The sequence below is a fragment of the Actinosynnema sp. NPDC002837 genome, from assembly GCF_040295345.1.
GTDB lineage: Bacteria > Actinomycetota > Actinomycetes > Mycobacteriales > Pseudonocardiaceae > Actinosynnema.
Genome location: NZ_JBEOVG010000063.1, coordinates 15,788 through 34,501, shown reverse-complemented (window position 1 = coordinate 34,501; position 18,714 = coordinate 15,788). Strand labels below are relative to the sequence as shown.

Annotated in this window: 17 protein-coding genes and 1 riboswitch; of the genes, 3 read left to right on the top strand and 14 right to left on the bottom strand. The window is 71.8% G+C overall.

Features of this window, described 5'->3' with window-relative positions:
* Positions 1-24 precede the first annotated feature (24 nt).
* The 6 genes from ABTZ99_RS31725 to ald all read right to left on the bottom strand — a co-directional run bounded on the left by ABTZ99_RS31725 (position 25) and on the right by ald (position 8,005).
* Entirely contained in the window at positions 25-3,780 is a 3,756-nt protein-coding gene (locus ABTZ99_RS31725) for an ABC transporter ATP-binding protein (protein ID WP_499616503.1), read from the bottom strand.
* Between the two features lie 95 nt (positions 3,781-3,875).
* On the bottom strand, positions 3,876-4,748 hold the full coding sequence (locus ABTZ99_RS31720) for an ABC-2 transporter permease (RefSeq protein WP_498784476.1): 873 nt from the start codon (positions 4,746-4,748) through the stop codon (positions 3,876-3,878).
* Complete coding sequence (locus tag ABTZ99_RS31715) at positions 4,748-5,944, bottom strand: ABC transporter ATP-binding protein (protein ID WP_499616499.1); 1,197 nt, start codon at positions 5,942-5,944, stop codon at positions 4,748-4,750. Before ABTZ99_RS31715 ends, ABTZ99_RS31720 begins: the two co-directional genes overlap by 1 nt.
* Before the next feature lie 48 nt (positions 5,945-5,992).
* Positions 5,993-6,367 carry a hypothetical protein gene (locus ABTZ99_RS31710; RefSeq protein ID WP_498784472.1) on the bottom strand — a complete coding sequence of 125 codons (375 nt, stop codon included), beginning with the start codon at positions 6,365-6,367 and terminating at the stop codon, positions 5,993-5,995.
* Between the two features lie 5 nt (positions 6,368-6,372).
* Positions 6,373-6,555: a hypothetical protein gene (locus tag ABTZ99_RS31705; protein WP_123745591.1), complete on the bottom strand. Its 183-nt coding sequence runs from the start codon at positions 6,553-6,555 to the stop codon at positions 6,373-6,375.
* Between the two features lie 343 nt (positions 6,556-6,898).
* On the bottom strand, positions 6,899-8,005 hold the full coding sequence (ald, locus tag ABTZ99_RS31700; RefSeq protein ID WP_498784470.1) for an alanine dehydrogenase: 1,107 nt from the start codon (positions 8,003-8,005) through the stop codon (positions 6,899-6,901).
* 195 nt (positions 8,006-8,200) lie between these two features.
* A riboswitch (glycine riboswitch) is annotated at positions 8,201-8,295 on the top strand.
* 125 nt (positions 8,296-8,420) lie between these two features.
* Between ald and gcvH the strand changes: the two genes are divergently transcribed.
* Together gcvH and ABTZ99_RS31690 are read left to right on the top strand one after the other, a co-directional pair.
* Positions 8,421-8,801, top strand: a complete 381-nt coding sequence (gcvH, locus tag ABTZ99_RS31695; protein WP_499616494.1) for a glycine cleavage system protein GcvH — start codon at positions 8,421-8,423, stop codon at positions 8,799-8,801.
* Positions 8,802-8,805: 4 nt separating this feature from the next.
* The gene (locus ABTZ99_RS31690; RefSeq protein WP_499616491.1) at positions 8,806-10,170 is read left to right on the top strand and encodes an L-serine ammonia-lyase; all 1,365 of its coding nucleotides are present in this window, start codon (positions 8,806-8,808) and stop codon (positions 10,168-10,170) included.
* 276 nt (positions 10,171-10,446) lie between these two features.
* Here the strand turns inward: ABTZ99_RS31690 and ABTZ99_RS31685 are convergent, their stop codons facing one another.
* The 7 genes from ABTZ99_RS31685 to ABTZ99_RS31655 all read right to left on the bottom strand — a co-directional run bounded on the left by ABTZ99_RS31685 (position 10,447) and on the right by ABTZ99_RS31655 (position 15,654).
* The gene (locus ABTZ99_RS31685; RefSeq protein ID WP_499616488.1) at positions 10,447-10,872 is read right to left on the bottom strand and encodes an NUDIX hydrolase; all 426 of its coding nucleotides are present in this window, start codon (positions 10,870-10,872) and stop codon (positions 10,447-10,449) included.
* Positions 10,873-11,085: 213 nt separating this feature from the next.
* Positions 11,086-11,517 (bottom strand): hypothetical protein, encoded by a 432-nt coding sequence (locus ABTZ99_RS31680; RefSeq protein WP_499616485.1) that lies wholly within the window; start codon positions 11,515-11,517, stop codon positions 11,086-11,088.
* Positions 11,514-11,999, bottom strand: a complete 486-nt coding sequence (locus ABTZ99_RS31675) for a glutathione peroxidase (RefSeq protein WP_498784462.1) — start codon at positions 11,997-11,999, stop codon at positions 11,514-11,516. The genes ABTZ99_RS31680 and ABTZ99_RS31675 overlap by 4 nt, the downstream gene beginning before the upstream one ends.
* Positions 11,996-12,310 (bottom strand): transcriptional regulator, encoded by a 315-nt coding sequence (locus ABTZ99_RS31670; RefSeq protein WP_499616482.1) that lies wholly within the window; start codon positions 12,308-12,310, stop codon positions 11,996-11,998. The genes ABTZ99_RS31675 and ABTZ99_RS31670 overlap by 4 nt, the downstream gene beginning before the upstream one ends.
* A complete protein-coding gene (locus tag ABTZ99_RS31665) occupies positions 12,303-13,064 on the bottom strand; it encodes a hypothetical protein (protein WP_499616480.1) in 762 nt (253 codons plus the stop codon). The genes ABTZ99_RS31670 and ABTZ99_RS31665 overlap by 8 nt, the downstream gene beginning before the upstream one ends.
* A gap of 31 nt (positions 13,065-13,095) precedes the next feature.
* Complete coding sequence (locus ABTZ99_RS31660; RefSeq protein WP_499616477.1) at positions 13,096-15,009, bottom strand: ABC1 kinase family protein; 1,914 nt, start codon at positions 15,007-15,009, stop codon at positions 13,096-13,098.
* 291 nt (positions 15,010-15,300) lie between these two features.
* Positions 15,301-15,654, bottom strand: a complete 354-nt coding sequence (locus ABTZ99_RS31655; protein ID WP_498784454.1) for an SSI family serine proteinase inhibitor — start codon at positions 15,652-15,654, stop codon at positions 15,301-15,303.
* 180 nt (positions 15,655-15,834) lie between these two features.
* On the opposite strand from ABTZ99_RS31655, the gene ABTZ99_RS31650 reads away from it, so the two are divergent.
* Positions 15,835-17,106, top strand: coding sequence for an MFS transporter (locus ABTZ99_RS31650; RefSeq protein WP_498784452.1), 1,272 nt, complete (start codon positions 15,835-15,837; stop codon positions 17,104-17,106).
* A 56-nt stretch (positions 17,107-17,162) separates the two neighbouring features.
* Here the strand turns inward: ABTZ99_RS31650 and rdmE are convergent, their stop codons facing one another.
* The gene (gene rdmE, locus ABTZ99_RS31645; protein ID WP_499616473.1) at positions 17,163-18,704 is read right to left on the bottom strand and encodes an aklavinone 12-hydroxylase RdmE; all 1,542 of its coding nucleotides are present in this window, start codon (positions 18,702-18,704) and stop codon (positions 17,163-17,165) included.
* Positions 18,705-18,714 lie beyond the last annotated feature (10 nt).

The following is an 18,714-nucleotide window of genomic DNA, read 5'->3' as shown; positions in this document are numbered from 1 at the left end:
GTCCGGCCGCGGCCCCCGGACGGGTCAGTGGCTCGGGGTGAGCTCGCCGGCGTCCGGTGCGACGTCGGCGCCGTGGGACCAGAGCCGGGCGTAGTGGCCGTTGGCCTCGAGCAGCTCGGCGTGGGTGCCCTGCTCCACGATCCGGCCCTCGGACAGGACCACGATCCGGTCGGCGCGGGCGGCGGTGGCCAAGCGGTGGGCGACGACGAACGTGGTCCGGGCCCCGGCCAGGTGGTCGCTGGCTTCCAGGACCGCGGACTCCGTGGCGGGGTCGAGGGCGGCGGTGGCCTCGTCCAGCAGCAGGATCGTCGGCTGGACCAGCTCGGCGCGGGCCAGCGCGACCAGTTGGCGCTGGCCGGCGGACAGGCCCTGGCCGCGCTCGCCCACCTGCTGGTGGAACGCGTTGGGCAGGGCGGCCACCACGGGCATGGCGCCGACGGCCCGGACCGCCGCCTCGATCTCGGCCCTGGTCGCGTCGGGCTTGCCGTAGGCGACGTTCTCCGCGATGTCGCCGCCGAACAGGTGCGCCTCCTGCGGGACGATGCCCAGCCGTTGGCGCAGCGCCGCCAGGTCGTAGGAGCGCAGGTCCACGCCGTCGACCAGCACCGCGCCCTCGGTGGCGTCGTAGAACCTCGCCACCAGCTTGACCAGGGTCGACTTGCCCGCACCGGTCGCGCCCACGAAGGCGACGGTCTCGCCCGGCGAGACGTGCAGCGAGATGTCCTCCACCGCGGGACGGGTGGTGCCCTGGTAGGCGAACGTGACGTTGCGCAGCTCCACCTCGCCGCGCAGGTGGGGCACCGGCACGGGGTCGTCGGCCGGCGGGACGGTGGTCGGGGTGCGCAGCAGGTCGCCGATGCGGCTCAGGCCCACCCTGGCCTGCTGGTAGCCGTCGAACACGCCCGAGAGCTGGTACAGCGGCGAGAAGAACAGGCCCAGGTACAGCACGAACGCCAGGAGCACGCCGGGGGACAGGGTGCCCTCCGCCACGCGGTACGAGCCGACCACGAGGATCCCCGCCTGCGCGACGCCGGAGAGCAGCGACAGGAACGGGAAGTAGGTGGCGATGTACCGCTGCGCCCGGATGCGGGAGCGGCGGTAGGCGTCGCTGCGCTCGGCGAACGCCTCGGCCGACCGCGCCTCCCGCGTGTACGCCTGCGACACGCGCAGCCCCGAGACGTTCTCCTGGAGGTCGGCGTTGACCGCGCTGACGCGTTCGCGCGCCTCCGCGTAGGCCGCCGACGAGAGGCGCTGGAAGACCACCGTCGCGATCAGCAGGATCGGCAGCACGCTCAGCGCCACCAGCGCCAGGCCCGGATCGGTGACGACCAGGGCCACCGCGATGCCGACGACGGTCAGCACGCTGATCACGAACGTGGTCAGGCCGGTCTGCAGGAAGCTGGACAGGGCGTCCACGTCGGTGGTCATCCGGGTCATGATCCGGCCGGCCATCTCGCGCTCGTAGTAGTCCAGCCCGAGTCGTTGCAGGTGGGCGTAGCTGCGCACGCGCAACAGGTACAGCAGGCGCTCGCCGAGCCGGGAGGTCATGACGGTGCCCGCCGCCGCCGACACCCAGCCCAGCACGACCAGCGTGAAGCTGATCGCGGCGGCGGTCCAGAGCCAGCCGACCTGGCCGCCGACGACGCCCTTGTCGATGCCCAGGCGCACCAGGTTCGGCGAGGCGACGGCCAGCGCGGTGTCGATCAGGAGGAGACCGCCCACGCCCAGCATCGTCCAGCGGACGGGCCGCAGCAGGGTGCGCAGGCGGAAGCCCGGGTCGGGGGCGCGCGGGTCCTCGCCGTTCAGGGTCGGCACGTCGTCGGCGGGCGGCAGGGAGTGGACGCGGGCCATCAGCTCCGGGGTGGGCGGGGTGCCGCCCAGCAGCGCCGACGTGCCACCGCCGCCCCGGGAGACCTTGGCCGCGCCGACGGCCCGGTTCGCCGCGCGCACGGCCAGGTCGTCGTCGTCGCTCTCGGGCCAGAGGTCCGGGGTCGTGCCGTCCGGGCCCGGTTCCAGCCTGGCGTCGGCACGGGGGTCGACGTGCTCGATCGCCTCGCCCGGTCCGGCGAGGAGCTCGCGGTAGAGGCGGCAGCGCTCCCGCAGCTCGGCGTCGGTGCCGACGTCGACCACCCGGCCCGCGTCCAGCACGGCGATGCGGTCGGCCAGCGCGAGCGACGACCGCCGGTGCGCGATCAGGAGCGTCGTGCGCTCGGCGGTCACGGCGGCCAGCGTGCGGTGGATCGCCGCCTCGGTGGCGTTGTCCACGGCCGAGGTCGCGTCGTCCAGGACCAGGACGCGCGGGTCGGAGAGCAGGGCGCGGGCCAGGGCGACGCGCTGGCGCTGACCACCGGAGAGGGTCAGGCCGCGCTCGCCGACCACGGTGTCGTAGCCGTCCGGCAGGGCTTGGACGAACTCGTGCGCCTCGGCCGCCCGCGCCGCCGCCTCCACCTGCTCGTCGGAGGCGTCCGGCAGGCCGTAGGCGATGTTCGCGCGGACGGTGTCGGAGAAGAGGAACGCCTCCTCGAACACCGTGCCCACGGTCCGGCGCAGGGAGGACAGCCGCAGGTCCCGGACGTCCACCCCGCCCACCGACACCGCGCCCTCGTGCACGTCGTAGAACCGGGGCAGCAGGAGCGAGACGGTCGACTTGCCGGAGCCCGCGGTGCCGACGACCGCGAGGGTCTCGCCCGGTTCCACGCGCAGGGACACGCCCGAGAGCACCGGTTCGCTGCGCGTGTAGCCGAACGTCACGTCCCGCAGCTCGACGGCCACCGGACCGGCGGGCACTTCGCGGTCGCCGTCCACGACCGTCGGCTGCGAGTCGACCAGCTCGTACACGCGCTCCACGCCGGCCCGCGCCAGCTGCGCCGTCACCATCAGGCTCGCCAGCAGGCGGGTCGGGCCGACGAGGGTGGCCACGTAGGTCGCGAACGCCAGGAACGTGCCGAGGGTGACCTCCCCGCGCAGCGCCATCCAGCCGCCGAGCGCCAGGACCGCCACCTGGCCGAGGTAGGGCAGGGCGTTCAGCGTCGCGGACGGGCGGGCGGTCAGGCGGGCCGCGCGCATCCGCTCGGCGAACAGGAGCTTGGCGCGGGACTCCAGCCGGGAGACCTCGCGGGCCTCCTGGCCGAACCCCTTCACCACGCGCACGCCGGTGACGGTCTCCTCCACGTGCTGCGCCACGTCGGCCGCGCGCTGCTGGGCCGACCAGGTGGCCGGGAAGAGCGTCAGCCTGCTGCGCGCCGCGACCACCCCGACGGCGGGGGTGATCACCAGCGCGATCACGGTCAGCAGCGGCGACAGCCAGAACATCGCCACGATCGCCGCGACCGCGAACACGACCGTGCCGAACGCCAGCGGCGTCATCGACAGCAGGCTGTTGACCAGCTGGAGGTCGGTGATCGAGCGGGACACCACCTGGCCCGTGCGCAACGCGTCCTGCTTGGGCCCGTCCAACCGCTGCACCGCGCCGAACACGGCCTGCCGCAGGTCGTGCTGCACGTCGACGGCCAGCCGGCCGCCGAGGAACCGGCGCACGAACGCGGTGCCGAAGGTCAGCAGCTCCAAGCCGACCAGGACGATCGCGAGCCAGGTCAGGCGGTCCGTGCGGCCGGCCATCGCGTCGTCGACGGCGACCTTGATCAACAATGGACCGACGGCCTGCAACCCGACGCCGACGACGGCGGCGAGCACCGAGAGCACCACGAGGGCGCGGTGCTGCCAGCACGCCTTGGCGAGCCTGCGGATCCAGCCGTCGGGAGAAGTCACGAGGTCCAACATAGGTCGGACCACCGACGGTGTCGGCCCCCCTGGAGGTGACGAAGGCCGCCCCGAACCTTCGGGGCGGCCTCCGTCAGCCGATCAAGAACACGCGATCAGGTGATGTCCTTGCGCTGAGTGGCCGCCCAGCCGCCGAGGAAGAACAACGCCGTCCAGACGAGGAAGACCAGGCCGCTCAACCACCAGTCGAACGCGCCCAGCGCGCCCGCGATCGCCCGCAGGAACTCGACCATGTCCTCCGGCACGACGCCGGCGTTCGACAGGAACAGCGACGACGCCACCGAGCCGGTCATGCCGTTCACCGCGCCGTTGGGCAGGAAGCCGATGATCTCCGGCAGGCCCTGCGACGCCAGCACGAGCTGGATGCCGTTCTCCACGATCAGCATGTAGAGCAGCAGCACCACGGTGGTGCCGACGACGCTGGTCATCAGCGCGCCGACGCCGACGCCGAACATGGTCATCAGGATCGACGACAGCACGCCGACACCGGCCAGCGCGAGCCAGCCGCCGGCGTCGGGCAACGAGCCCGAGTTCGAGGTCAGCGCGATGCCGATGCTCACCGACGCGACGATGGCGATGCCGAAGATCGCGCCCCACAGGATGTAGACGATCATCTTCGCGGCCAGCGCGGAGACCCGGTTGGGCGAGGTCAGGAACGTCGTGGTGATCGTCTTGCGGTTGATCTCGTTCGCGATCGCCAGGCCGCCGAAGATCATCGGGAAGATCGTCGCCACGTTGATGCTGCGGGCGATCCCGAACACCGACATCTGCCACTGCGACGGGTCCACGTTGAGCAGCGCGGTGAGCTCCGCCGCCTCGTCGTTGTTCATGATGTCCGAGACGGTCTTGAAGATGGCCCCGGTGCCGAGCGCCCAGCCGAACGCGAGCAGCACGGTCGGGATCATCAGGCCCCACCACAGGCCCGTGGTGGTCGTCTTGCGGAACTCCGACTTGATCAGGTTGCCCATCACGCACCGCCCCCGAGGCCGCCCTGACCGTGTTGCTGTCCGTACGGATTGTCCTGCGGCGGCGGCTGGGACCCCGGTGGTGGCGCCTCGTAGCCCTGCGGGGGCTGTTGGTACTGCTGCTGGTACTGCTGCTCGTAGCCGGGCGGCTGCTGGTAGCCCGGCGGCGGCTGCTGCTGGTAGCCCTGCGGCGGTGTCTGGTACGGCTGCTGGTAGCCGGCCGGTAGCTGCTGCTGGTACCCGGCGGGCGGCTGCTGCTGGTAGCCGCCGGGTTGGGCGTACTGGCCCGGCGCCGCGTACTGGCCGTTGGTGAGCTGGAAGAACAGCCGCTCCAGGTCGACCTTCTCCTCCTGGATGCCGTAGACCGACACACCCGCCTTCAACGCGGTGTCGGCGACCTGCCTGGCCTCCACGCCGGTCACCGCGATGCGGCCGTCCGGCAGCTGCTCGATCGCGCTGATCCCGTCCTCGCGCAACGCCGCGACCAGCGCGCCGGTGTCCGACGGCTGCACGAGCACGCGGCCCTGCTGCTGGTCGCGCAGCTGGTCGAGCGAGCCGTAGTACATGGTCTGACCGCGGCTGATGACGACCACCTGGTCGACGGTCTGCTCGACCTCCGCCAGCAGGTGGCTGGAGATCAGCACGGTCCGCCCGCTGCGCGCGTAGGACTGCAGGAACGTCCGCAGCCACGCGATGCCCTCCGGGTCGAGCCCGTTGGCCGGCTCGTCGAGCACCAGGATCTGCGGGTCGCCGAGCAGCGCGGTGGCCAGGGCCAGCCGCTGCTTCATGCCCAGCGAGAACCCGCCCGCCTTGCGGTCGCCGGCCGCGCCGAGGCCCACCAGCTGGAGCACCTGGTCGGCGCGCGAGTCCGGCACGCCGATCGCGGCCGCGTAGACCCGCAGGTGGTTGCGCGCCGTGCGCTTGGGGTGGAAGCCCTGCGCCTCCAGCACCGCGCCGACCACCCGCGCCGGGTTGCCGAGCTGGGCGAACGGCCTGCCGTTGATCAGTCCGGTGCCCGCGGTCGGGGTCACCAGGCCGAGCAGCATGCGCAGCGTCGTCGTCTTGCCGGCCCCGTTGGGGCCGAGGAAGCCGGTCACCGAACCGGGTTCCACCGTGAAGCTGAGATTCTGCACCGCTGCGACCGGACCGAACTGCTTGGTCAAGTTCTGCACCACGATGCGGCCACTGCCGTCGTGCACGCGTCCCTCCCGAGTACTCCTACCGGGCGTCATCCTGCCCTAGGAGGGTCACTCGGGGAGGGCATGCCGCGGTTTCGACGCGACCCTGGGTATCTCGGCCGTCGTCTCGACCTCCTTCGAATGTCGCAGCGTGCGCAGCGGACGGCGGCGTTCGCGGTGCGGCAGGCCGTCGCCGATGAGGTGCTGGTGGGCCATCGTCCACACCTGGCACGGCCACTTCTTGTGCCGCAGGATGCCGGGGCACGCGCCGCAGCGGCCGTCCGGATCCGGTTGGTGCACGGTCAGCAGCAGCCGCCAGCCGTCGGCCAGGCGGTGGATCTCGGACCGCGCGAGCGGCACGAGGGCGTCCGCCTCGCCGGTCTCGGCGGCCTCGTCCAGCAGCGCCAGCCGGCGCATCACGGCGGCCCGCAGCGCTTCGTCCACGGCCGTCACATCCTGTCGGCGACTTGGTCGAGCAGGCGGTGCAGCCTGCGCGTCTGCGTGACGGACATCACGGCGGACTCGCCGGGCGGCGCGACCAGCAGAACTCGGTCGTCCTCGACGAGCACGGTCATCGACCGGTCCCGCCCGAACGGGTCGTGGCAGTCGATCCAGCCCTCGGGTTCAGCCATCTGCGCTCCGATCGGAGGTGGCGCGGCAGAGCGCCGCGCGAGCGGACGACCCCGCCGGGTAGCCGCGGGGTTCCCGCCCTGTGCATCGGTCGCGGGGCCGTCGTGACTTACCCGTTATCACCCAAGTTCACTCGATTGCTTGAGTTTGGGCACAGCGCGTCGCCACCGCCGGGTGGGAATCTCGGCCGGATCGGTGGGGTCACTGGGCAGCGACCCCCGTTCCCGGCTAAGATTGGCGACGCGGCCCGCTCCCAGTGACCCCCAGGCTGGTTGAGCGGGCCGTCTTTCTTTCGCCGAAGGGCCCCGCTCACAGCACGTGAGCGGGGCCCTTCGCGGTGGGTCCTCAGAAGTCGAGCGGCGTGTGGGTCATCCCGTGCGCCTGCGCGACCGGCAGGTTGGTCAGCAGGCCCTCGTGCGCGTTCAGGCCGAGCGCCAGCGACGCGTCCGCCCGCAGCGCCGCCTCCCAGCCCTGGTCGGCCAGCGCGACGGCGTACGGCAGCGTCACGTTGGTCAGCGCGTAGGTCGACGTCCGCGGCACGGCGCCGGGCATGTTCGCCACGCAGTAGAAGACGGTGTCGTGCACCTGGTAGGTCGGGTCGGCGTGCGTGGTCGGGCGCGAGTCGGCGAAGCAGCCGCCCTGGTCGATCGCGATGTCCACCAGGACGGAGCCGGGCTTCATGTCGGCGACCAGCTCGTTGCTCACCAGCTTCGGCGCCTTCGCGCCGGGCACCAGCACCGCGCCGATGACCAGGTCGGCCTCGCGGACGGCCTGCTCGACGGAGTACCGGTTGGACGTCACGGTGCGCAGGCGGCCCTGGTAGAGGGCGTCGATGTGGCGCAGCCGGTCCACGTTGGTGTCCAGGATCTGCACGTCCGCGCCCATGCCGACGGCGATCGCCGCCGCGTTCAGGCCCGCCACGCCGCCGCCGATCACGACCACCCGCGCCGGGTGCACGCCGGGCACGCCGCCGGGCAGCACGCCGCGCCCGCCGGACGGCTTCATCAGCGAGAACGCGCCCACCTGCGGCGCGAGCCTGCCCGCCACCTCGGACATCGGCGCCAGCAGCGGCAGCGCGCCGTTCGCGGTCTGCACGGTCTCGTAGGCGACGGCGGTGGTGCCCGAGTCCAGCAGCGCCTGCGTCAGCGGCCGGTCGGCGGCCAGGTGCAGGTACGTGAACAGGACCTGGCCCTTGCGCAGCCGCGGGTACTCCTCGGCGATCGGCTCCTTCACCTTGAGCACCAGGTCGCCCTCGGCCCACACGTCGTCCGCGCCCGCCAGCACCTTCGCGCCCGCGGCCAGGTACTCCTCGTCGGTGATGGCCGAACCGAGGCCCGCGCCGGCCTCGACCACCACGTCGTGGCCGCGCTGCGTCAGCTCGTGCGCGCCCGCCGGGGTCAGCGCGACGCGGTACTCGTGGTTCTTGATCTCGCGGGGGACGGCGATCCGCACGGTGGGCTCCTTCGGCCGTTGTTACACCAAAGGTCCGGTAACGGGTATTCGGTGTCATCGTGCGGCCGGCACGAACGCACCCTTGCGCCACTGTGCTGATCGAACAAGCCCGACGGTGCGTTGACACCCGTCGGGCCCGGCACCTAGCGTGCGGGCCAACCAACTGAACATCGGCCGCGGCGCGCCAGGAGCGCCGGAACCCGCGCGGGAGAGACCTCGGTGAACGTGCCGGGGCGCCGAAGGAGCAAGTACCCCGCACACTCTCAGGCAGCGAGAACCGCTCGGGTGAGGCGACTCTGGAAAGCGCGCAAGTCCGCGCACCCACGGTGCAAGCCGCCGCTCCGGCGTCGGTGAAGCTCTCAGGTCCCAGGACAGAGTGGGGCTCTGGTGGACCTTGCCGTGAGGGAGCGCTGTCGTGACTTTTCCGGACAACCTGCTGTACACGCCCGAGCACGAGTGGGTGGACTGGGCGCCGGGTACCCAGGAGCCCGTGGCGGTCGGCATCACGTCGTACGCGGCGGAGTCGTTGGGTGACATCGTGTTCGTGGAGCTGCCCGAGGTCGGCGCCGTGGTGAAGTCGGGCGAGGTGTGCGGCGAGCTGGAGTCGACCAAGTCGGTCAGCGACCTGTACGCGCCGATCAGCGGCGAGGTGGTCGAGGTCAACCGGGCCGCGGTCGACGACCCGTCGTTGATCAACAACGACCCGTACGGGGCCGGGTGGCTGTTCAAGGTGGCCGTGACGGACGCGTCCGGGTTGCTGACCGCGGCGAAGTACGCGGAACTGACCGGGGACTGACGTCATGGCGATCAGCGTGTTCGACCTGTTCTCCGTGGGCATCGGACCGTCGAGCTCGCACACGGTGGGCCCGATGCGCGCGGCGATGATGTTCGCGCAACGGCTGCGGCCCTCGTTGGCCTCGGTCGACCGGGTGCACGTGGAGCTGTTCGGGTCGCTCGGCGCGACCGGGCACGGGCACGGCAGCCCGAAGGCGGTGGTGCTGGGCCTGGAGGGCAGCCGGCCGGAGGAGGTCGACCCGGAGGAGGCCGAGCGGCGGCTGGCGGAAATCCGGGCCACCAGGCGGCTGCGGCTGGCCGGGGTGCGGGAGATCGCGTTCACCGAGGACGCCGATCTGGTGATGCACCGGCGGAAGTCGTTGCCGCTGCACCCCAACGGCATGAGCTTCACCGCCCACTCGGGTGACGTCGTGGTCGACTCGGCGGTGTACTACTCCGTCGGCGGCGGGTTCGTGGTGGACGACACGGCCACCGGGGCGGACCGGATCAAGCCCGACGAGACGCCGGTCGGGCACCCGTTCCGGACCGGTGACGAGCTGCTGGCGCGGTGCCGGGAGACCGGGCTGTCGATCAGCGAGGTGATGCTGGCCAACGAGCGGTCGTGGCGCGACGAGGAGTCGGTGCGCTCGGGGCTGCTGCGCATCTGGGACGTGATGCAGGAGTGCGTCGAGCGCGGCTGCACGCGGACCGGGGTGCTGCCCGGCGGCTTGAAGGTGCGGCGGCGGGCGGCCGAGATGCGGCAGCGGATGGCCGCCGAGCACTACGCCACGGACCCGTTGCGGGTGATGGACTGGGTGACCCTGTTCGCGCTGGCGGTGAACGAGGAGAACGCCGCGGGTGGCCGCGTGGTGACCGCGCCGACCAACGGCGCGGCCGGCATCGTGCCCGCGGTGCTGCACTACTACACCCGCTTCGTGCCGGGCGCGTCCGACGACGGTGTGGTGCGGTTCCTGCTGACGGCGGGTGCGGTCGGCGTGCTGTTCAAGGAGAACGCGTCGATCTCCGGAGCCGAGGTCGGGTGCCAGGGCGAGGTCGGCTCGGCGTGCTCGATGGCGGCCGGCGGGCTGGCCGAGGTGCTGGGTGGCACGCCGGAGCAGGTGGAGAACGCGGCCGAGATCGCCATGGAGCACAACCTGGGGCTGACGTGCGACCCGATCGGGGGACTGGTGCAGATCCCGTGCATCGAGCGCAACGCGTTGGCGTCGATCAAGGCGATCACGGCGGCGCGGATGGCGTTGCGCGGCGACGGCTCCCACTTCGTGTCGCTGGACAAGGTCATCAAGACCATGCGTGAGACGGGCAAGGACATGAAGGTCAAGTACAAGGAGACCGCGCGCGGCGGCCTGGCCGTGAACGTCATCGAGTGCTGATAACCGGCCGCTGACCAGGGCGGATGGCTTCCATCGCTGCTCGATGGTTCTCGCCACTGCCTGACGTCCCACGGCCTGGAGACGGCCTGATCTTGAGCCGCACCTGACGGGCTCCACCTCGTAACGCGGGGTGGAGCCCGTTCGCGCGTCTTCGGCCTGAACCTCGATGCCGCACAACACTTCTCGACCACGCGATCGTCCCGACTGCTGCTGCTGCCAGCTGTCGCGCCCTCAGGTCGGCGCGCCTTGATCCAGCACAGCAGAATTCAGCAGCGGCTACGGGAGGAGGTTCACGCCGTCGTGAGCGCGAGTGTGCAATTCGGACTCGAACGCGTCGGTTACTCGCACCGCGTAGGCCGGTGACATCGCTTCGCGGACTTCGTCCAGCGTCATCCAACGAACCTCGGCTGCTTCGGTGGTGGCCTGGTCGGGCTCGTCCAGCGGGGTGCAGCGGTAGACCAAGGCCACGATGGCGCGTCGCATGTTCTTGTAGACGCCGGTCAAGCGTTCGACCTGGACCGAGATGCCGGTCTCCTCAAGGACCTCTCGCCTGAGGCCGTCTTCGAACGTCTCGGCCGGCTCGAGCACTCCGCCGGGTGGCTCCCAGTGGCCGTTGTCCCTGCGCCGGATGACGAGCACCTGCCCCGAATCGTTGACCACGACTCCGGCGACGCTGACCGAATGGCGGGGTGTGCGGCCCATTCTTCCGGTTTCCTTGATCTTCGCGAGGGTGCTGCTCCGCTGTGACGGCCTGGGGACGGCCAGTAAGACGTCTTGGCGGCATTCGTGCTGGTCAGGGTGTTGCGCAATGAAGGTCAAGGACAAGGAGACGGCCCGCGGCGGCCTCGCCGTGAACGTCATCGAGTGCTGAACCGAGGCCGGGGCTGCCCTTGCGGAGGGCGGGCCCGGCCTCGGTCACCCCGACCAGCCCGGCATGGTCAGCTCGTCGTCGTGGACCGCCCACGCGGGCGGGCCTTCGGGTGCGGCGAGGACGTCGACGCCGTACGGGAGGTAGTCGTTCGTCGTGTGCCGGGCGGTGAAGCCGACGGCGGTCAGGATGGTGATGACGGCGTCGGCCATGGCCTGCGACACGGCTCCCTGCCGGTGCAGGGCCGGGTGGTCCAGGTGCTTGTGGCGCAGGGCGTCGACCGCCACCCGGCTGAGCCGGGGGCTGGGCCGCCAGTCCGCGTGCACCACGCCGTCGTCCGGCTCCCACATGGTCACCCGGACCGTGACGCCGCACTGCAGGTCCGGCGCCAGCCCCTCGTGCGACAGGGGCAGGCCGGCGGCGGCCAGTTCGTCGCGCGCCTGCCGGGCCAGGCGCTCCAACTCCGCCCGCGCGGTCAAGGCAGCACCGACTCGATGGCCTTGACGACCGCCTCGTCCTCCGGCTCGGTCCGCGGCCGGAACCGGGCGACGACTTCGCCGGACGGGGCGAGCAGGAACTTCTCGAAGTTCCACTGCACGTCGCCGGCCGCGCCGTCGAGGTCCGCGAACGACGTCAGCTCGGCGTACAGCGGGTGCCGGGACGGGCCGTTCACCTCGACCTTCTCGAACAGCGGGAACGTCACGCCGTACGTGGTGGAGCAGAACGTGGCGATCTCCTCCGCCGTGCCCGGCTCCTGCCCGGCGAACTGGTTGCACGGGAACCCGACCACGGAGAACCCCTGCCCCGCGAACCGCTCCTGCAACCGCTCCAAGCCCTGGTACTGCGGCGTCAGCCCGCACTTCGAGGCGACGTTCACCACCAGCAAGGCCTTGCCCTCCAACGCGCCCAGGCTCGACGGCTCACCGGACAGCGTGCGCAGCGGGATGTCGTGGATGCTCATGGCTGCGAGGCTACGTGCCGCTCGACGAGCGCCCGCAGGGCCGCCATCTCCGCCGCCAGCGCGGCCCGCCCCGCCGCCGTCACGCCGACCCACGTCCGCGGCCGCTTGCCGTCGTACCCCTTCTCCACGGCCACCAGCCCGGCCTCCTCCAGCACGGCGATGTGCCGCGACAGGTTGCCCGCCGTCAGCTCCAAAGTGGACCGCAGGTAGCCGAACTCGACCCGCTTCGCCTCCGCCGCCACGGTGAGGATGCCCAGCCGGTGCCTCTGGTGCACCACGTCGTCCAGCGACGCGGTGGGGTGCTCAGCCACGCCGCAAGCCCACCACACCGCCCACGAGGAGCACCAACCCGGGCAGCACGACCACGCTGCCCAACGACCACGTGCCGGGGTCGACCGCGGCCGGCGGCGTGAAGCCGGCCGACACGCACAGCGCGACCAGGTACCCCGCCGTGATGGTGGTGAACCGGGTGCTGCGCTCCACCGCCGCCAGCACCACCAGGCCGAGGCCGATCGCGATGAACTGCCCGATCGGGCCCTGGTCGTACTGGAGCACCGCCGTGCCGAGCACCGCCGCGGCCGCCGTCGGCACCAGCGGCGCGCGGCGGCGCCACAGCACGGTGGCCACGGCCAGCACGATCAGCCCGATCGCCGTGCCCGACCACGGCCAGGAGGCGCCGACGCGGTGACCCGGCAGGACGACCGCCAGCACCACGCCGACCACCGGCGCGCTCAACCCGATCGCCAACGCGCCGAGGTAGCCCGCCGTGGACGTCTCGATGCCGACCCTCGCGCCGCGCCTGCGGTACCACCACGCCGTGGCGAGCCCGCCCACCACCAGCACGACCAGCCAGTACAGGCCGAGCAGCGTCGGGTGCCGCACCTCGGGGTGCGCGCCGAGCACCGTCAACGGGCTCCACGCCGCCGCGGCCCCCGGTGACGGCGCGTACAGGGGCACGGCCAGGAACGACGCGACGCCGAAGAACAGCAGCGGGAACGGGTAGGCGTGCCGGTCCTCCCGCGCCCGACGGCGCAGTTCGGCCAGGTCACCCAGCAGGTCTGCCACCCGGTCAGGTTTGCACCGCAAACCAACCGCGTCAACCGCGTGGCCGGAAGATCGTCACCACCACCCGCAGCCCGAGCAGCACGCTGATGACCAGCAGGTTGTAGCCGAACACCTGGAACAGCGAGAGGTCCGGCCCGACGTGCGGCCCGCCGTCCGCGCCCAGCAGCAGCACGGCCATCACGCCCGCCGTCGCGCCCAGCACGGTCAGCATCACCTGGTGCAGCAGCGAGACGATGAACTGCCGATCGCGCTCGTCGGCGAACAGCCGCATGTTCAGCCCCAGCCGACCCTGCTCCAACGCGCTGGAGATCCGGTCCGCCCGTCGTGGCAGGCGCCGCAGCATGGGCATCAGCGCGTGCAGCTCCTCGGTCACCGTGCGCTTCAGCGACTCCGGCGTGAGGTGCGCGCTGAACTGCTTGTCCGCGAACGACCGCGACTCGACCACGATGTTGAACCCCGGCGACAGCGCGGCCAGCGTGCCCTCCACCGTGGCCAGCGCCCGGAACACCGCCGCGATCTCCGGCGGGATGCTCAGCCCGTACCGGTAGACCAGCTTGAACAGGTCGCCGAACATCTCCACGTCCGGCCGCATCCCGGTGCTGAGGTGCCGTGCCATGAACTGCCCGAGCGCGCGCTCCAGCTGCTGCTCGTCGATCTCGTCCGGCCGGGCCACCAGCTCCAGCAGCGCGTCGCGCAGGCCGGCCGGGTCGCCGTGGTCGATGGCCAGCAGCAGCTTGCCCAGCGCCGCGCGCAGCTGCGCGTCGATCCGGCCGACGGAGCCGAAGTCCAGCATGCCGAGCCGGCCGTCACCCAGCAGCATGATGTTGCCGGGGTGCGGGTCGGCGTGGAAGACGCCGTTGAGCATCACCTGGCGCAGCAGCGCGTCCAGCAGCGTGCGGGCCAGCGCGTCCCGGTCCACCGACTCCAGGGACGCCGACCGCACGGGCGCGCCGTCCAGCCGCTGCATGACCAGCACGCGTGCCGTGCAGAGGTCCTCGTGCACGGCGGGCAGCACCACGTCGTTGCCGTCGGACGCCGCCCGCACGGCCGCCAGGTTGCGCGCCTCGACCCGGAAGTCCAGCTCCTCGCGCAACGCGGCGGAGAACCCGGCGGCCAGGTCGCGCACGCCGATCGCCTTGCCCCACCGGGTCTTGTCGTGCAACGTCGACGCGAGCCGGTTCACGATGTCCAGGTCGCCCTCGGCGACCCGCCGCACGCCCGGCCGCTGCACCTTCACCACCACGTCCTCGCCGGACTTCAGCCGCGCCCGGTGCACCTGCGCGACCGACGCGGCGGCGATCGGCCGCTCGTCGAACTCGGCGAACACCTCCTCCGGCGGCAGGCCCAGCTCGGCCACCAGCACCTCGCGCACCGCCGGCCACGGCGCGGCGGGCACCTTGTCCTGCAACAGCGCCAGCTCGTCGACCACGTCCGGCGGCAGCAGGTCCGGCCGCGTGGACAGCACCTGGCCGAGCTTGACGAACGTGACGCCGCCCTCCTCCAGCGCCAGCCGCAGCGACCGGGCCAGCCGGGTGTCGGTGCGCTCCCGGCCGCGCAGGTACGGCCCCAGGCCGTGGCGGAACGCGATCGCGGTGATCCGGGAGTAGCGGCGGGTGCGCGAGACCCGCCCGCGCAGCGCGCGCCACCACTCGGTCGGCGGCGGGATCGAGCCGGTCGGCACGACGATCTCGGCGAACGTGAGCAGCGCGATCATCATCAGCAGCGCGACGCCGATCTGCACGGTCGCCAGCGCGGGCGTGGTCTCCGGGCCCGGCATCGCGTTCAGCGCCGCCTCGCTCGCCGACAGGCCGACCATGCACGCGAGCGTCGTGCGGATGAGCCCGACGTGGAGCCCGAGGATGCGGCGCGCGGCCAGGGCCATGCCGAGCACCAAGGACAGGAACGTCACCGGAACGGCGATCGTGTACAGCAGGAAATCACCCATACGTCTTCCCCCAAGCGGTTCGCGCGGAGGATAGAACGGTCTGCCTGAGACGGTGCGCACCCAGAACCAGAGATCCGATCACTCGGATGGCTCAAGGAGGTGTTCACCCGGTAATGGTCTGGGCAGAGGGGTGCGGCGACCTCGTTTCACGAATGTGAAGAAGGTTGACGATCAGGTCCTCGGGTCCCTACGGTCGCCTGAGAGGTCCGAGGACCTTCGCAGGACCCCGTGGAGGGGCCACGACTTCGGCGGCGGTGTCGCGGGCCCTCCACGGGTTGCGCCCCTGCCGGGTCAGAAGTCGAACACCGGACCGGTCTGCGCGCGCATCACGCACGGGTTCGGGAACTCCGCCTCGAACGACCGCGTCTCGCCGCGCCACGTGCCGGACGCCGTGACGCGCACCGGGTCGTGCTCCAGCGTGCACAGGCCCTGGTCGGTCGACAGGCCGTCGATCTGTCCGTCCACACCGGACAAGGCGAGGCACGCCTCGTCCGCCCTGGGGTGCAGGCCGCCGGCGGGTTCGCAGGTCAGGTTCGACAACAGGAGCGATTCGCCGCGCTGCACGCTGAGCACGAAACTCGACTCCGGGTTGGTGAACGAGGGGATGAGCGCGGCGATCGCCGCGAACAGCGGGAGTGGTGCCATGCTCCACAGGGTGGCGGCCGATTACGGCTCAACTCCAGGCATCTCACCGGATCGTGTGGTTTCCGGCAAGATCGAACCGGTTCGGCGGGCCGGGGTTGCGGTACCCGTCGGTAGCGGCGGGTGTGTGACGTGGCTCACGGTCGAGGTGGGTCGCGCGCCCGTGCGGGCCAGGGTGGGTGGATGGCTTCCGAAGTGCGCCGGGTGGCGTTCGCCAGCTCCGCCGGGAACGCGGTCGAGCTGTACGACTTCCTGCTCTACGGCACCGCGTCCGCGCTGGTGTTCGACAAGCTGTTCTTCCCCTCCTTCGACCCCAGGATCGGCACGCTGCTGGCGTTCGCCACGTTCGGCGCGGGTTTCCTGGCCCGGCCGCTGGGCGGGGTGGTGATCGGTCACTTCGGCGACCGCATCGGGCGGCGGTCGATGCTGGTGCTGACGTTGACCGCGACCGGCTTGTGCACGGCGGCGATCGGGTTGCTGCCGACGTACTCCTCGATCGGGCTGGCCGCGCCGTTGCTGCTGGTCCTGCTGCGGGTGGTGCAGGGTTTCTTCCTGGGCGGCGAGCAGGGCGGCGCGACGTTGATGGCGGTCGAGCACGCGCCGGTCGGGCGCACGGGGTGGTACGGCAGCTGGACGTTCCTCGGATCGCCCGTCGGGTTGCTGCTGGCCAACGGCGCGATGGCGGCGTCGACCGCGGTGTCCGGCGACGCGTTCCTGAGCTGGGGCTGGCGGTTGCCGTTCCTGGCGAGCCTGGTGCTGGTCGGTGTCGGGCTGTACGTGCGGCTGTCGGTCGAGGAGAGCCCGGTGTTCCGCGAGGCGCGGGAGAAGGCGGGCGCGGTGCGGCTGCCGGTGGCCGTGGTGCTGCGCGAGTCGTGGCGGAAGGTGCTCCTCGGCGCGGGGGTGAACCTCGGGTTCAACATGTTCATCTTCGTGGTGGCGACGTTCGCGGTGTCGTACGGGACGCGTCAGCTGGGGATGGCGCGGGGGACGCTGTTGACCGCCGGGCTGATCGGCGCGTTCGCGCAGGCGTTGGCGATCCTGGTGTTCGCGCGGCTGTCCGACCGGGTGGGGCGGCTGCCCGTGATGCTCGGTGGGGCGGCGTTCCTGGGCGTGTTCGCGTTCCCGTTGTTCTGGCTGTTGGAGACGCGGTCGCCGGGGCTGGTGGTGCTGGCGATGGTGGTGGCGTTCGCCGGTTCGGCGGCGGTGTTCGGGCCGATGCCCGCCTACTACGCCGAGCTGTTCGGCACGCGGGTGCGGTACAGCGGGGTGTCGTTGAGCTACCAGCTGGGCGCCGTGCTGGGTGGTGGCCTGTCGCCCGTGATCGCGACGTGGCTCCTGGGCGTGACCCCGACCCACGACTCGTGGCCGATCTCCCTGTACCTGATCGTGGGGGCCCTGATCAGCGCCCTCTCCCTGCTCGCCATCGGCGAGACCCTCCGCCGCACCGCCTCCTGACCCGCGCGTGTCCTGCGTTCGGAACGCGGGACGCGAACGCAGGACACGCGCGGGGGTCAGAGGGATTTCAGGGTGCGGAGGGTGGTGGAGAGGTCCGGAGCGGGGGAGGTGGGGGGATTGGTGGTGTGCCAGGCGATGACGCCGTCGGGGCGGATCAGGGCGGCGCCCGCGGGGCCGATGCGGTAGCGCGTGGCCAGGGTGTCGGTGTGGTCGGTGATGGTGGGGACGTGCAGGGACGGCACGGCGGTATCGCGCCACTCGGGGTTCAGCGTGACGAGGGTCCAGGTGGTGAACAGGTCCAGAGTGGACACCTGGCGGCCGTGGTGGGTCACCACGACGTGCGGTGCGCGGAAGCCGGGGCGGGCGGACGGGGTGGCCGGGTCCTCCACCGGCGCCGGGTCGGTGTCGTCGATCAGCACGGCGTTCGAACGGCAGCGGTAGCCCAGGGTCAGGTGCAGGTGGTCGACCTCCGCCGGCACGTCCGGGCCCGCCAGGTGCGGCGCGAACCGCTGCACGTAGTTCGCGTACGACCCGTCCACCACCAGCTTCGCGTACGGCCGCCGTTCGGCCTCGTAGCTGTCCAGCAGCCCCTCACCGGCCTCGCCGTCGAGCACCTCCGCCAGCTTCCACGCGATGTCGTACCCGTCGCCGATCGCGGTGTTGCCGCCGAGCCCGCCGGTCGGCGGCGTCACCTTCGCCGCGTCACCGACCAGGAACACCCGCCCGGCCCGGAACCGGTCGCTCAGCCACGCCGCCATCTCCCACGCCGTGACCTCGAGGATCTCCGGCTCCAGGTCGGGCGCGTCCGTGGCGATCCGCAGCAGCTCGACGCACCGCCGCACGGGGTAGTCCGCCGCCGACTCGCGCGCCGGGTCGTACTCGATCGTGAACACGTTGCGCCGCGCGGTGTTCGTGCCGACGAACGCACCGGTGAACGCCGGGTTCCGCAGGTAGTACAACGTCAACTTGTCGGCCGCGATGTGCGAGGTCAGGTCCGCGTCGAACACCACGCCGACGTGGCTCGACAGCTCACCGGGGCCCTGCCGCCCGATGCCCGCCGCCGAGCGCACCACTCCGCGGTGCCCGTCGGCCCCGATCACGTAGTCCGCCCGGACGGTGTACTCGCCCCCGGCCGAGCGGACCCCCGCCGACACCCCGTCGTCGTCCTGCGCCAACGACACCAGCTCGGTCTCGAACAGCACCTCGGCGCCCAGTTCGCGCGCCCGCCGCAACAACACCGGCTCCACGTGGTCCTGGCTCGCCATGCCGGAGCGCTCGGGGCTGAGCGGGGTCTCCCACGTGTCGTCCTCGTGCACGATCGTGTGAAACACCCGCCCGCGCAGGCTCTCCGCGACCTTGATCACGAGCCCGCCGTCGAGCCCCGCGCCACCCGCCAGCACCTCGTCCGCGACGCCGGCCCGCCGCAGCACCTCCATCGTGCGGTGGGTCTGCCCCGTCGCCTTCGGGTGCGGCGACGTGCCCCGGTGCTTCGAGATCCCCAGCACCGAAACGCCCCGCTGCGCCAGGAACAACGCCGCGGTCAACCCGCTGAGCCCCGCGCCGACCACCAGCACCTGCACACGCCTGTCGTCTCTCATGACAAAGAAT

Excerpts from the sequence above, each read along its gene's own strand:
- ABTZ99_RS31725 (WP_499616503.1), bottom strand. The coding sequence starts at position 3,780 with ATGTTGGACCTCGTGACTTCTCCCGACGGCTGGATCCGCAGGCTCGCC.
- ABTZ99_RS31720 (WP_498784476.1), bottom strand. The coding sequence starts at position 4,748 with ATGGGCAACCTGATCAAGTCGGAGTTCCGCAAGACGACCACCACGGGC.
- ABTZ99_RS31705 (WP_123745591.1), bottom strand. The coding sequence starts at position 6,555 with ATGGCTGAACCCGAGGGCTGGATCGACTGCCACGACCCGTTCGGGCGG.
- ABTZ99_RS31690 (WP_499616491.1), top strand. The coding sequence starts at position 8,806 with ATGGCGATCAGCGTGTTCGACCTGTTCTCCGTGGGCATCGGACCGTCG.
- ABTZ99_RS31685 (WP_499616488.1), bottom strand. The coding sequence starts at position 10,872 with ATGGGCCGCACACCCCGCCATTCGGTCAGCGTCGCCGGAGTCGTGGTC.
- ABTZ99_RS31675 (WP_498784462.1), bottom strand. The coding sequence starts at position 11,999 with ATGAGCATCCACGACATCCCGCTGCGCACGCTGTCCGGTGAGCCGTCG.
- ABTZ99_RS31660 (WP_499616477.1), bottom strand. The coding sequence starts at position 15,009 with ATGGGTGATTTCCTGCTGTACACGATCGCCGTTCCGGTGACGTTCCTG.
- ABTZ99_RS31655 (WP_498784454.1), bottom strand. The coding sequence starts at position 15,654 with ATGGCACCACTCCCGCTGTTCGCGGCGATCGCCGCGCTCATCCCCTCG.
- ABTZ99_RS31650 (WP_498784452.1), top strand. The coding sequence starts at position 15,835 with ATGGCTTCCGAAGTGCGCCGGGTGGCGTTCGCCAGCTCCGCCGGGAAC.
- rdmE (WP_499616473.1), bottom strand. The coding sequence starts at position 18,704 with ATGAGAGACGACAGGCGTGTGCAGGTGCTGGTGGTCGGCGCGGGGCTC.